Genomic DNA, 12,980 nt, shown 5'->3' on the forward strand with positions numbered 1-12,980 from the left:
TGATTCAGGGTCTGGAAAAGACCGGCTATGACGAGGTGTCGCTGACCTCGCTCTCCACGACCGACCACTCCTGCATCCGCGATGTGCTCGGCAGGCTCAACCGTCGCCTGGAGGATACGGGTATTCGCGTGTCTATTCCGTCGCAGCGCCTGGATTCGTTTGGCGTGGATATGGCCGAGTCGGTCGCCGGCGAAAAGAAGGGCGGCCTGACGTTTGCTCCCGAGGCCGGCAGCCAGCGCATGCGCGACATCATCAATAAGAACGTGACCGAGGAGGACCTGGACCGTGCGGCCAAGGCGGCTTTCGAGGCTGGCTGGAACCGTATGAAGCTCTACTTTATGATGGGCCTTCCCGGCGAGCGCGACGAGGACATCGTGGCTATCGCCAATCTGGCCGATCACGTGCTGGAGCTCGGTCGTTCCGTGGTGCCCAAGGCGCGCCGCGGCTCTATCTCGGTCTCCATTTCGGTTTCGGTGTTTATCCCCAAGGCAGCTACTGCGTTTCAGTGGTGCCCGCAGCTCGACTACGACGACGTCAAGCGGCGCCAGAAGCTGCTTATCACGAGTGTGCGTAACCGTGCCGTTCGCGTGCATTACCACGATGCCGAGACCTCGCTCATCGAGGCCGCGCTGTCTCGCGCCGGTCGCGATATGACGCCCGTCATCCTCGATGCCTGGCGTGCGGGCTCGCGCTTTGACGCCTGGGTGGAGCATTTCTCGCTCGATAACTGGAAGGAGGCTGCTGCCAAAAACGGCATCGACCTCAATGAGCTTGTGCACCTGCCCTACGAGTTGGACTGGCGCCTGCCGTGGGAGCACGTGAGCCCCGGCTGCACGCGCGGCTTCCTCGAGCGCGAGTACCGTCGCTCGCTCGAGGGTGTCACGACTCCCGACTGCACCCGCACATCGTGCACAGGCTGCGGAATCTGCCCCACGCTCCACGCCAAGAATGTATTGATGGGTGATCGCGCATGAGTGAGCGCCTGACCGACAACCCCACGCTCTTTAGGCTTCGTGTTCGCTATGGCAAGCGCGATCGCCTTAAGTACCTGGGCCATCTCGAAGTAATCCATACCATTGAGCGCATCGTGCGCCGTGCGGGACTTCCCTATGCCGTCACGCAGGGCTTCTCTCCGCACATGCGCGTGGGCTTCTCTTCGGCGCTACCGGTGGGTACGTCGTCGACCTGCGAGTGGTATGACCTGTTTATGACCGAGTTCGTGGCGCTCGACGAGGCGTTTGGGCGCCTGGCTGCGGCGTCTCCGGCCGATCTGGCGCCCATCGAGGCGGCGTACATCGACGTGCGCACGCCGGCGTTGACGGCGCAACTCACGCGTCTGTCGTATCGCATCGACCTGCACTTGGATCCCGAGGCGCCCGTAAGCGCCGACGAGGTGCGTCGTGCGATCGACACGCTGCGCGCGGACCATGGCATCGACTACGCGCGCGGCAAAAAGAGCAAGCGCTTGGATTTGGATCACACGCTCGTGGGCTATGAGCTCACGGCGGGGGAGCGCCCGGACCATTTGGTGCTCATGCTCGACACCCATGCCGACAACGAGGGCTCCATGCGTCCGGAAATTTTGCTTTCCGCTGCTGATGTTTTGTTGCAGGGCTTGACCCCGGGCGTGGATGCACCTATTGTTTCCACCGGTATGCAAGACCTCGTGACCATCTGCTCCTACGATGTCGAGCGTCAGAATCAAGCATGCGAGGACGACGAGGGCCGACTCGTCAGCCCCATACCTGTGCGAACTTGTGGATTTGCTCCACATACTCGTTGACGGGGGTATTTTCGCCTGCTACTATATTCGGCTGTTGCACTAACTGATGCATGAAGGGCAAGTAAACATGTACGCAATCGTTAACACGGGCGGCAAGCAGTACAAGGTCGCCACCGACGATGTCATCACCGTCGAGAAGATCGAGGGCAATGAGGGCGACAAGGTCACCCTGCCGGTCATCTTCCTCAACGATGGTAAGAAGATCGTCACCGATCCCGACAAGCTGGCCAAGGCCAAGGTTACCGCTCAGATCGTTGAGCAGTTCAAGGGCGAGAAGCAGCTGGTCTTCAAGTTCCACAAGCGTAAGCGCTATCGTCGTCTGAAGGGTCACCGTCAGCAGCTCACCAAGCTGAAGATTGTGAAGGTCCAGGCTACGTCCCGCGCCAAGAAGGCTGTCAAGGCAGAGGCCGAGGCTGTTGCCGAGGCTCCCGTCGCCGAGTAGATTACACTCGTAACGAAAGAGTAGGTATACACAATGGCACACAAAAAAGGACTCGGTTCCTCCCGTAATGGCCGTGACTCCCGCGGTCAGCGCCTTGGCACGAAGCGCTATGCCGGCCAGACGGTAACCACGGGCACGATTCTCGTCCGTCAGCACGGCACGCACATCCACCCGGGTGAGAACGTTGGCCGTGGCAAGGACGACACGCTGTTCGCGCTGGTCGACGGTACCGTTGAGTTCCACAAGGGTATCAAGCACAGGGTCAGCGTACGCCCGCTCGCGAACGCGTAATTCACCCTTCATAGAGCACATATGTGGGAGGCACTTGAGTTTTAGGATTCAAGGGTCTCCCTCTTTTTGTAGGAGGCGATTCTGTTGTCACAGTTCACCGATATCAGCCGCATTAACGTGTGCGGCGGCGACGGCGGAGCCGGATGCATGTCGTTTAGGCGCGAGGCATTTGTCCCCAAGGGCGGCCCCGATGGCGGCGACGGCGGTCGTGGCGGCAATGTCGTCATCCAGGCCGATGCTCAGCTGTCTTCGCTGATCGATTACCGCTTTAAGCATCACTTCCGCGCCGAGCGCGGCACGCACGGCCAGGGCGCTCGTCGCAATGGCAAGAGCGGCGAGGACCTGATCCTGAAGGTTCCCATGGGCACCGTGGTACGCGAGCTCGATCCTGAGACGCAGACCCCGATGTTCGAGATTGCCGATCTTGTGCACGACGGCGAGCGCGTTGTCGTGGCGCCCGGTGGCGCCGGCGGCCTGGGCAACACGCACTTTGTGACGTCGGTGCGCCGCGCGCCCGCGTTCGCTCAGCTGGGCGAACCGGCCGAGGAGCACTGGATTGAGCTCGAGATGAAGCTTATGGCCGATGCCGCACTCGTGGGCTTTCCCTCGGTGGGCAAGTCCTCGCTTATCGCGCGCATGAGTGCCGCCCGTCCCAAGATCGCCGACTATCCGTTTACAACGCTCGTGCCGAACCTCGGCATGGTGCGTGCCGGTGAGTATTCTTACGTCGTTGCCGACGTTCCTGGTTTGATCGAGGGCGCGAGCGAGGGCCGTGGCCTGGGCCACCAGTTCCTGCGCCACATTGAGCGTACGGCCCTGATCATGCATGTCGTCGACATGACGGGCGGTTTTGAGGATCGCGATCCGGTTGAGGATTACCACATTATCAACCGTGAGCTCGAGCAGTATGGCGCCGAGCTTTCGGAGCGTCCGCAGATCGTCGTCGCCAACAAGTGCGATGCGCCGGGCACGGCCGACAAGATTGCCGACCTTAAGCGTGCGGCACTCGACGACGGCCATATGTTCTTTGCCGTGTCCGCCGTGACGGGTGCCGGTCTCAATACGCTGATGCTTGCCGTCGGCGAGCAGGTTGCTAAGCTTCGCGCCGAGCTGGCGGTCTGTGATGAGCCGGTCGATCTGCGCGACGAGGAGTGGGAGCGCCGCCGTCTGCAGCGCGAGAAACGTTTCCGCATTGTCCAGGAAGAGCCCGGTGCCTTCCGTGTGGTCGGTCGCGCGATTGAGCGCATGGTCATCCAGACCGACTGGGAAAACGAGGAAGCCGTCATCTACCTGCAGCATAAGTTTGCGCGTATGGGTGTTGACGACGCGCTCGAGAAGGCCGGTTGCCGTGCGGGCGACGAGGTCCGCATTTGCCAGCGTGCCTTTGACTTTGAGGGCGCTGAGGACTTCTCGGAGTACGAGGAGCTCGAGGACGCTGGCGAGGACGTTGCCGTTGAGGCCATTGACGTGGCCGATGCTGCGGATGAGGGCGTCGAGGCTATCGATGCGGCGGATGCCGCGGACGATGCCGAGACCTCGGAGGGCGAGTAAGCCATGTCGCTGCGCGGTGGAATCGGTTTGCCCGAGCTGCCCATAAAAGAGGGCAAAGAGTTTCGGCTTGGCATTATGGGCGGCACATTCGACCCGATTCATTACGGGCACCTGGTGACTGCCGAGCAGGCGCGCGAGTCGCTCGACTTGGATGCCGTGCTCTTTATGCCGGCGGGCTCTCCCGCCTTTAAGCTTGACAAGCCGGTGACGCCTGCCGAGGACCGTTATGCCATGACGGTCCTCGCCACCGCCGCGAACCCCGCCTTTTTGGCGAGCCGGTTCGAGATTGACCGTCCGGGTGTAACCTATACGGCCGATACGCTTCATGCCCTTCGCGACTTTTACCCGCCGCAGGTAAAGCTCTACTTTATTACGGGCGCTGACGCGATTATCGATATTGTGACCTGGCATGATGCCGAGCGAATCGCTGAGCTTGCTACCTTTATTGCGGCGACGCGACCGGGTTTTGATATCGATACGGCGCGTGCCCGAATCAAAGAGTCGGGGCTGCCGTTCGATGTGCGCTATATTCAGATTCCGGCGCTGGCGATCAGCTCGACGAACATTCGTAAGCGAGTTGCCCGCGGCATGAGCGTGCGCTATCTTACGAGCGAGTCTGTGCTCGGCTACATTCGCAAGCGCAGTTTGTATGTCGATCTGGGTCAAGAAGATTTTGAGTGATGGGGGCTACGTTGTCGGTAGAGGATCAGTTTGAAGGCGATGAGCGCGCGCTGCTCAAGCGCATTCAAAAGCTGCTCGATGTTCGCATGAAAGATAAGCGCAAGCGCTATGTGCATTCGCTGGGTGTTGCCGAGACCGCACTTCATCTGGCCGAGGTCTACGGCGTTGACCGCTTTGATGCCGCTGCCGCCGGCTTGATCCACGACTGGGACAAGGTGCTTTCCGATGACGAGCTCGTGGCCCGCGCGCTTCACTATGGCATCAAGGTTGCCGGCTCTCCTTCCGCCGCGACGCCGCTTTTGCATGGCCCTGTTGCCGCCTATGAGCTTCCGCAGCTTTTCCCCGAGCTGTCGCCGGCCGTTTTCCAGGCTGTCGACCGTCACACCGTGGGTGCCTGCGACATGACGCCGCTCGATATGGTGGTCTTTGTGGCAGATGCCATCGAGCCCAACCGTCACGGCGACTATGCCCATGCGCTGCGCGAGATGGTGGGGAAGTCCTCGCTCGATGAGTTGTTCTTCTCCTGTTTTGCGCAGGGTCTGGTCTATGTGATCCAGTCCGGGCGCTATCTTTATCCCACGGCTATTACGATTTACAACCATTACGCCCAGCTGCGCTAGCTCGGGTGTGTCTAGAAAGAGGTATTCCATGGCCGACGAGACCATGACTGACGAGCAGATTCTTGAAGGTGTGGAGCACAAGAGTTTCGCTGCCACGTCCGACCGCACCGCCGCCTCGCTGTCCGCGAGCGGTGTCGCCGCCGAGGATGTCGCCCGTGCCGCCGCGCAGGCCGCCTACGACAAGAAGGGCGAGGACGTGCAAGTGCTCGACCTGACCGAGCTCTCCGACGTGTGCGACTACTTTGTGCTCGCCACCGGCACCAATAACCGTCAGGTCGATTCGATCGTCGACGAGATCGAGGAGAAGGTCGCCGAGGCTTGCGGCGAGCATCCGTTCTCCATTGAGGGCCGCGAGCAGAAGACCTGGATGCTCATGGACTACGGCTCGGTCGTCGTCCACGTCTTCACTCCCGAAGCCCGCGACTTCTACCGCCTAGAAAAGCTCTGGGGTGACGCCCCCCAGCTCCCCCTCGACCTCCTCTAGTGGCTCATTTGATACGGGGCTTTTAGTTGGCCTCGCGCATTTTGCCGGGCAGTTGCGGTTTTCCGTACCTGCCCGGCTTTCTTTTTGCCCAAAGGCGGTTAATCGTTGAAGCGGGATTGGCGGCCGAAAGATAGGGCGGTGTCGCCGAACTTGTCTCGGACGGCATCGATCGCGACGGAGAGGTCGCGACGGTCGCTCGATTGGGCTCCGCGGTCGTCGACTTCGCAGAACAGGTCGGTCTGGATGCCGCCTTGGTGGTCGAAGTCGCTCATGCCGATGCCCGCTAAGCGAACATGCATGCCTTCCTGCCAGATGTTGTCGAGCAGTTCGAGTGCAACCGCCACGAAGATATTCTCATCGTCGGTCGGATGAGGCAGCCGGCGCTGTGCCGTACGCCCGCTGCCATACGAATACTTAAGCTTGAGCGTTACCGTGCCGCCCGTCAGTCCCTGACGGCGCAGGCGGCGTCCAACTGACTCGCCCAACAGCGCAATCGCCGCTTCGATGTCTCCGCGCTCAGTTAAATCTTTCGCAAAGGTGCGTTCATTGCTGACCGACTTGATCTTGCGCTCTTCATCGAGACTCGTGACTTCGGAGATTTCAAGTCCCAGCGCACGCTGACGCATACGTTCGCCGTTGACGCCAAAAATAGAGGCCAAGGTGGATTCCGGCGCGCGTGACAGCTCGCCGAGCGTGTAGATGCGCATACGGCGCAGCCGCTCCTCGGCCGAGCGCCCGATGCCGCTCATGGCAGATACCGGCAGCGCGGCCAAAAAGCGCTGCTCGGTTCCGGGGCGCACGATGGTCAGCCCAAACGGCTTATCCCGCTCGCTTGCGATCTTTGCGACCGTCTTGTTGCAGCCCACGCCAATGGAGCACGTCACTCCCAGCGCTGCCACACGGTCGCTTATACGCCGTGCAACCAGCAGTGGGTCCTCGGGCGCAAAGCGACCCGGTGTGATATCGATAAAGGCTTCGTCGATGGATACGCGCTCAACGCGCGGCGTCTCCTCGGCAAGAATCGCCATGACCTGCGCGCTCACCTCGCGGTAGCGATCAAAGTGCCCGTGCGTCCAAATGGCTTGCGGGCACAAGCGCCGCGCCTCGGCCGAGGCCATGGCAGAGCGCACGCCAAAGCGACGTGCCTCATACGAACACGTGGACACGACGCCACGCGAATCGGCGTCTCCGCCCACGATGAGCGGCTTTCCGCGCCATTCGGGATGATCGAGCATCTCCACGCTCGCAAAAAACGCATCGAGGTCCATGAGGCCCACCGCCGGACCCGTCCAGGGAGGCGGCGTGACGCCCATGGCATCCTCATAACCGTATGTATGTTCGCGTCTTTCCATGTCATGAGTATACCGCGCAGCTCATGTGGGGTGCGTGTATGTGCTTGCAAATCCCGAATTCTTGTCTAAGATATGGATTTGCCCTCGACTACACCGAAGAAGTTGGTCTCACGGACTTCACCTGCCCGCGTCGATGGCGTATTATGTTCAACTGTTTGTTTGTAGTTGCAGCCTAAAGCTGCTTGGTTGGAGGAGTTTCCTTTGGCAGTCAAGATTCGCCTTGCTCGTCACGGCGCTAAGAAGCGTCCGTACTACCGTGTCGTCGTCGCCGATTCCCGCGCCCCGCGTGACGGTCGTATCATCGAGGAGGTTGGCCGCTACAACCCGATGACCGCCCCCAAGACCATCAACCTCGACCTCGAGAAGATCGCCGACTGGCAGTCCAAGGGCGCTCAGCTCACCGACGCCGTCGCCGCTCTGGTCAAGGCCGCCAACGAGGGCGAGAAGACCGAGACCGTCGTCAAGAAGTCCAAGAAGCAGCTCGCCAAAGAGGCTGAGGCCGCTAAGGCTGCCGCTGAGGCCGCTGAGGGCGCCGAGGAGTAAATCGTGCCTGAGGTTGACGCTGCACAGCTCGAGGGTGAGGCAATGCTCTCAGATCGCATCGCCGATCTCGTCGAATATCTCGTTGTTCAGATCGTCGACGACCCGGATTCCGTGAGCCTTGAGGTCATCGATGGTGACGACGCCTCTACGATTGAGGTTTCTGTCGCCGAGGATGACGTCGCTAAGGTCATCGGCCGTCGTGGCCGTACCATCAAGGCCATTCGCACGCTCGCCCGTGCACTGGCCGCTCGCCTCGACACTGCTGTCGAGGTAGAGGTTCTGGGCTAGGACCTTGAGGTCCCAGTACAAAAACATCGCCCGTGTGGTCAAGCCGCACGGAAGGAAGGGGGAGGTCCTCGCGCAGCCGCTGCGGGGGCTTCCTTCTGTATTAGAGCCGGGTATGCGCGTCGCCCTGACGCCGCCGGCGCTCAAGCGCGATCGCTTTTGCACGGTCGTGTCCGTCTCCGATACGGGCGATGGCGATCTGGTCTCGTTTGAGGGCATTGACGACTTGACGGCCGCCGAGGGCATCACGGGATGCTATGTGTTGGCAAATCGTGACGATTTTGAGCTCGATTCACTCGACGCCGCCTATACCGACCTTATGAGTCGCGAGGTGGTCGACGAGCGCTTCGGTTCACTCGGCACGATCGTCGAGATCATGTCGACGCCCGCTAACGATGTTTGGGTTGTCGAGGGTGATCGGTACGGCGAGGTACTGATTCCCGTGATCGAGCAGGTTGTGCTCGATCTTCCCGACACAGGAACAATTTCCGTCCACGTTATGGACGGCCTGATCGATATGGACAAGTAGGGAGGACAACATGCTGATTGAGACCCTTTCGGTCTTTCCCGAGATGTTTGAGCCCGTCATGTCCACATCGATTTTGGGCCGCGCCCGCAAGGCCGGCCTTTTTGATTTTAAGGCGTATAACCTGCGCGACTGGACGCACGACCGCCATCGTACCGTCGATGACGAGCCGTACGGCGGCGGGCAGGGCATGCTCATGAAGGTCGAGCCTATTACCGAGGCCATCGAGTCCATTCGTGCCGAGGGTCCCAAGCCAACCGTGGTGTTCTTTACGCCCTGTGGCGAGCCCTTCACGCAGCATGTGGCAGAGCGCCTGCTTAAAAGCGAGCGCTTGCTGTTCGTGTGCAGTCGTTACGAGGGTGTCGACGAGCGCGCGTATGCGTATGCCGACGAGCGTCTGTCGATTGGCGACTACGTGCTCACGGGCGGTGAGCTGCCCGCTATGGTCGTGGCCGACGCCGTCGTTCGTCTCATTCCCGGTGCCCTGGGCGACGAGATGAGCAACGTGGACGAGTCGTTCTCGACTGCCGAGGACGGTGGCCTGCTCGAGTACGCGCAGTACACCCGTCCCGCCGAGTTTAACGGCGAGGGCGTGCCTCCGGTGCTCGTGAGCGGCGACCACGCCAAGGTCGATGCGTGGCGTCGCAAGAACGCCATCGAGCGTACCTGCCGCTGGCGTCCCGACCTGATCGAGACTGCGCGGCTCACGCCCGAGGAGCGTGCTTACGCGCAGGAGATCCTTGACGCTTCGTATTCGCAGAGCGAGGAGTGAGTATGGTTCCTACGCAACATTCCGCGTTGAGGGGCGCTTTTGAGTGGATCGCGGTCATCGCGATCGCGCTTGTGGCCACCTTCCTGATCCGCACCTTTGTGGTCGAGCCCTTTGTGGTGCCCACCGGCTCTATGGAGGACACAATCGAGATTGGCGACCAGATCCTGGCGCAAAAGGTGAGCCTCGAGCTCGGTCAGCCCGTCAAGCAGGGCGATATCGTGGTGTTTCACAACCCCGATGGCACCTCCGAGCATGATGTTCTTGTCAAGCGCGTTATTGCCACGGCCGGCCAGACGGTTGACCTGCAGGACGGCAAGGTGGTCGTTGACGGCCAGGCGCTCGACGAGGACTATACGACGGGCATGAGCTGGCAGCTTTCGGTCCAAGCGCCCGCTGCCCAGGTGAGCTATCCCTACACCGTCCCTGATGACTGTGTGTGGGTGATGGGCGACAACCGAGAGAACTCTGCCGACTCGCGCTACTTTGGTCCGGTCGACCGCTCCGATCTGATTGCCGTGGCGCTTGTTCGCTACTGGCCGCTCAACCGCATCGGCGCTATCGACTAAAAACCGCTATAGTACAGTATCTAACCGTGTAATCGTTTCGACGAGGGGATATTAGAGGCATGAACGCTTCATCGCTTTCCTTCCAAGACATCATCCTGCGCCTCCAGCAGTACTGGGGCGAGCAGGGCTGCGTCATTATGCAGCCCTATGACTCCGAGGTCGGTGCCGGTACCTTCCATACCGCGACCACGCTGCGCTCGCTCGGTCCCGCCGAGTGGCGCACCTGCTATGCGCAGCCCTGCCGCCGTCCTGCCGACGGCCGCTACGGCGAGAACCCCAACCGCATGCAGCACTACTATCAGTTCCAGGTGCTCATCAAGCCCTCGCCGGTCAACGCCCAGGAGCTCTACCTGGGTTCGCTGGCCGCTATCGGCCTGGACCCCAACGACCATGACGTCCGCTTTGTCGAGGACGACTGGGAGAGCCCGACGCTCGGCGCCTGGGGTCTTGGCTGGGAGGTCTGGCTCAACGGCATGGAGGTCACGCAGTTTACGTACTTCCAGCAGGTGGGCGGCATCGAGGTCGACCCCGTGCCCGTCGAGATCACCTACGGCCTGGAGCGTATCGCCATGTATGCGCAGGGCGTCAACTCCGTCTACGACCTGGTGTGGAGCTACCTGCCCGACGGTACGCCCATGACCTACGGTGACGTGTTCCTCGAGAACGAGCGCGAGTTCAGCGCCTACAACTTTGAGGTCGCAAACGTCGAGATGATGCGTCAGAAGTTTGATGACTACGAGGCCGAGTGCCACTCCTGCCTGGAGCGCAAGCTTCCGCTGCCGGCATATGACTGCGTCATGAAGTGCAGCCACGCCTTCAACCTGCTCGATGCCCGCGGTGCGCTCTCCGCGGTTGAGCGCGCAAACTACATCCTGCGCGTCCGCGCCGTCGCCAAGGCGTGCTGCGAGGCCTACATGGCCGAGGTCGCCGGAATCAACGAGAATGCCGACCAGGAAGGCGAGGTGGCGTAAGCCATGGCAGACGCTAAGGATTTCCTGTTTGAGATCGGTACGGAGGAAATGCCCTCCGCACCGCTGAACAATGCCGTCAAGCAGCTTGGTACCATGATCGCCAAGGGTCTCGACGAGGCCGGTCTGGCCCACGGCGAGGTCCGCGTGATCTCGAGCCCGCGTCGTCTTGCCGCGCTCGTTGCCGATGTCGCCACCGCGACCGATGAGGTCCACGAGGTCAAGCGCGGTCCCGCGGCAAACATCGCCTTCGACGCCGACGGTAACGCCACCAAGGCCGCCCAGGGCTTCGCCCGCAAGTGCGGCGTGGCTGCCGAGGACCTGGTGCGCCGCGAGGACACCGACGGTCGCGAGTACGTCTTTGCCGAGAAGAACATTCCTTCTGCCCCGGCTACCCCGATCCTGACGGCCCTGTGCGAGAAGACCATCGCCGGCCTGCAGTGGCCCAACTACCGCTCCCAGCGCTGGGGCCACGAGCACGCCACGTTCGTGCGTCCGGTCCGCTGGATCTGCTGCCTTCTGGGCGAGGACGTCGTGCCCGTGTCGTTTGCAGACGTGACGAGCGGCAACACCACGCGCGGCCATCGCGTCCTGGGCCCCGGTGACCACGTGGTCGCCAGCCCCGCCGTCTACGAGCGGGTGCTCGAGGACGCCGGCGTGCTCTCCGCCGAGCGCCGTCGCGAGGCCATCCTCGCCGGCATCGCCGAGGTCGAGGCTGCCCGTCCCGGCTGTCATGTTGACACGCCCAAGAAGGTCTTCGAGGAGGTCATCAACCTCTGCGAGTGGCCGACGGTGCTCGTCGGTACCTTCGATGAGGAGTTCCTCAAGGTTCCGCACGAGATCATCTGCGAGTCCATGCTCACCAACCAGCGCTACTTCCCGATCTATGACGGCGAGGGCAAGCTGACGCGTGAGTTCGTGATCGTCTCGAATAGCAAACCCGAGAACGCCGAGCGCGTGATCGACGGCAACGAGCGCGTCGTGCGTGCTCGCCTGGACGACGCCAAGTTCTTCTATGAGGAGGACCTGAAGATCTCCCTCGACGAGTTCCGTGAGCGTCTGGCCAAGGTCGCCTTCCAGGAGAAGCTCGGCAGCGTGCTCGCCAAATCCGAGCGTATTGAGCAGCTCGCGCTCGCTATTGCCCGTGAGGCTCACCTGGGTGCTCACTTGGCCGCCGATGCCGGTCGCGCCGCACACCTGTGCAAGGCCGACTTGGTGTCCAACGCCGTCGTCGAGTTCACGAGCCAGCAGGGTGTGATGGGCGGTTACTACGCCACCGCGATGGGGGAGAACGACGAGGTCGCCCGCGCCATCCGCGATCACTATCGTCCCCGCTTTGCCGGCGACGAGCTACCCGAGGGTACCGCCGGCTGCATCGTGGCCTGCGCTGACAAGCTCGATACCATTGCCGGTATCTTTGCCATCGGCGAGCCCCCGACCGGCTCTTCCGACCCGTACGCGCTGCGCCGTGCCGCCATCGGCATCATTAACATCCTGCGCGACCGTCTGCCGATCGACCCCACGTCGCTCATCGATTTCGCCCTTGAGCTCTATACCGAGCAGGGCATTGCCTTTGACGCTGCCGAGGTTGCCCAGCAGGTCCGCGACTTCTTCCATGGTCGCCTGGTGAGCATGGCCCGCGACGAGAAGATTCCGGCCGATACCGTTGCCGCCGTCTCCGCGGTGCACATCATCGCCCCGTCCGTCTTCTTCGCCCGCTGCGCCGCCCTGGACGAGGCCCGCAAGAACGACGCCGAGACCTTTGACAACCTGGCCACGGCCTATGCCCGCGCTGCGCATATCTCCAAGCCCGAGCTGGGCGCGGAGTATGACCGCAGCCTGATGGGCGAGGTCGAGCTTGCGCTGGCCGATGCCTCCGAGGTCGCTCAGACCGCCGTTGACGCCGCTCTCGCCACCGAGGATTATCCGGCCGCGTTTGCCGCCCTGGCAGCCCTGCGCGCGCCCATCGACCGTTTCTTCGACGAGGTCATGGTCATGGACAAGGACGAGCAGCTCCGCGATAATCGCCTTAAGCTGCTCAACCGCTTCGAGGCCGTTTTCTCCGGCATCGCCAACATCGGTGAGCTTGCCCGCAAAAAGTAAGCCAGCCTGCGCG

16 protein-coding genes are annotated in these 12,980 nt (G+C 61.9%); 15 read left to right on the forward strand and 1 reads right to left on the reverse strand.

The window, feature by feature from the left end; translation table 11 throughout:
- The 8 genes from AB5Z14_RS05185 to rsfS form a co-directional block, all read left to right on the forward strand.
- A partial coding sequence (locus AB5Z14_RS05185; RefSeq protein WP_368130581.1) for a radical SAM protein occupies positions 1 to 974 on the forward strand: 974 nt, incomplete at its 5' end.
- Positions 971 to 1,783: a TIGR03936 family radical SAM-associated protein gene (locus AB5Z14_RS05190; RefSeq protein ID WP_099431827.1), complete on the forward strand. Its 813-nt coding sequence runs from the start codon at positions 971 to 973 to the stop codon at positions 1,781 to 1,783. The genes AB5Z14_RS05185 and AB5Z14_RS05190, both read left to right, overlap by 4 nt.
- Before the next feature lie 67 nt (positions 1,784 to 1,850).
- Entirely contained in the window at positions 1,851 to 2,225 is a 375-nt protein-coding gene (rplU, locus tag AB5Z14_RS05195; protein ID WP_035138585.1) for a 50S ribosomal protein L21, read from the forward strand.
- Between the two features lie 33 nt (positions 2,226 to 2,258).
- Positions 2,259 to 2,516, forward strand: coding sequence for a 50S ribosomal protein L27 (gene rpmA, locus AB5Z14_RS05200; protein WP_006236075.1), 258 nt, complete (start codon positions 2,259 to 2,261; stop codon positions 2,514 to 2,516).
- A gap of 84 nt (positions 2,517 to 2,600) precedes the next feature.
- Positions 2,601 to 4,067: a GTPase ObgE gene (gene obgE, locus AB5Z14_RS05205; RefSeq protein WP_172674577.1), complete on the forward strand. Its 1,467-nt coding sequence runs from the start codon at positions 2,601 to 2,603 to the stop codon at positions 4,065 to 4,067.
- Positions 4,068 to 4,070: 3 nt separating this feature from the next.
- Positions 4,071 to 4,748 carry a nicotinate-nucleotide adenylyltransferase gene (gene nadD / locus AB5Z14_RS05210; protein WP_055249998.1) on the forward strand — a complete coding sequence of 226 codons (678 nt, stop codon included), beginning with the start codon at positions 4,071 to 4,073 and terminating at the stop codon, positions 4,746 to 4,748.
- A gap of 86 nt (positions 4,749 to 4,834) precedes the next feature.
- Positions 4,835 to 5,368 carry a bis(5'-nucleosyl)-tetraphosphatase (symmetrical) YqeK gene (gene yqeK, locus AB5Z14_RS05215; protein WP_438265654.1) on the forward strand — a complete coding sequence of 178 codons (534 nt, stop codon included), beginning with the start codon at positions 4,835 to 4,837 and terminating at the stop codon, positions 5,366 to 5,368.
- 28 nt (positions 5,369 to 5,396) lie between these two features.
- Positions 5,397 to 5,852 (forward strand): ribosome silencing factor, encoded by a 456-nt coding sequence (gene rsfS, locus AB5Z14_RS05220; protein ID WP_117786060.1) that lies wholly within the window; start codon positions 5,397 to 5,399, stop codon positions 5,850 to 5,852.
- 98 nt (positions 5,853 to 5,950) lie between these two features.
- On the opposite strand, the gene dinB is transcribed toward rsfS, so the two are convergent.
- Positions 5,951 to 7,204 (reverse strand): DNA polymerase IV, encoded by a 1,254-nt coding sequence (gene dinB / locus AB5Z14_RS05225; RefSeq protein ID WP_199570628.1) that lies wholly within the window; start codon positions 7,202 to 7,204, stop codon positions 5,951 to 5,953.
- Between the two features lie 201 nt (positions 7,205 to 7,405).
- On the opposite strand from dinB, the gene rpsP reads away from it, so the two are divergent.
- Genes rpsP through glyS form a run of 7 tightly spaced genes read left to right on the forward strand, consistent with a single transcriptional unit; the run spans position 7,406 to position 12,967 of the window.
- Complete coding sequence (gene rpsP, locus AB5Z14_RS05230) at positions 7,406 to 7,747, forward strand: 30S ribosomal protein S16 (RefSeq protein ID WP_022094749.1); 342 nt, start codon at positions 7,406 to 7,408, stop codon at positions 7,745 to 7,747.
- A gap of 42 nt (positions 7,748 to 7,789) precedes the next feature.
- Complete coding sequence (locus AB5Z14_RS05235) at positions 7,790 to 8,035, forward strand: KH domain-containing protein (protein WP_171021534.1); 246 nt, start codon at positions 7,790 to 7,792, stop codon at positions 8,033 to 8,035.
- Positions 8,036 to 8,069: 34 nt separating this feature from the next.
- Entirely contained in the window at positions 8,070 to 8,561 is a 492-nt protein-coding gene (rimM, locus tag AB5Z14_RS05240; RefSeq protein ID WP_368130641.1) for a ribosome maturation factor RimM, read from the forward strand.
- A gap of 10 nt (positions 8,562 to 8,571) precedes the next feature.
- Entirely contained in the window at positions 8,572 to 9,330 is a 759-nt protein-coding gene (gene trmD / locus AB5Z14_RS05245) for a tRNA (guanosine(37)-N1)-methyltransferase TrmD (RefSeq protein WP_368130584.1), read from the forward strand.
- Positions 9,331 to 9,332: 2 nt separating this feature from the next.
- Complete coding sequence (lepB, locus tag AB5Z14_RS05250) at positions 9,333 to 9,896, forward strand: signal peptidase I (RefSeq protein ID WP_368130586.1); 564 nt, start codon at positions 9,333 to 9,335, stop codon at positions 9,894 to 9,896.
- Positions 9,897 to 9,955: 59 nt separating this feature from the next.
- Complete coding sequence (locus AB5Z14_RS05255; RefSeq protein WP_117820562.1) at positions 9,956 to 10,867, forward strand: glycine--tRNA ligase subunit alpha; 912 nt, start codon at positions 9,956 to 9,958, stop codon at positions 10,865 to 10,867.
- 3 nt (positions 10,868 to 10,870) lie between these two features.
- Complete coding sequence (glyS, locus tag AB5Z14_RS05260; protein WP_368130588.1) at positions 10,871 to 12,967, forward strand: glycine--tRNA ligase subunit beta; 2,097 nt, start codon at positions 10,871 to 10,873, stop codon at positions 12,965 to 12,967.
- Positions 12,968 to 12,980: the final 13 nt, after the last annotated feature.

The sequence above is a fragment of the Collinsella aerofaciens genome, assembly GCF_040910265.1.
Lineage (GTDB): Bacteria > Actinomycetota > Coriobacteriia > Coriobacteriales > Coriobacteriaceae > Collinsella > Collinsella aerofaciens_BK.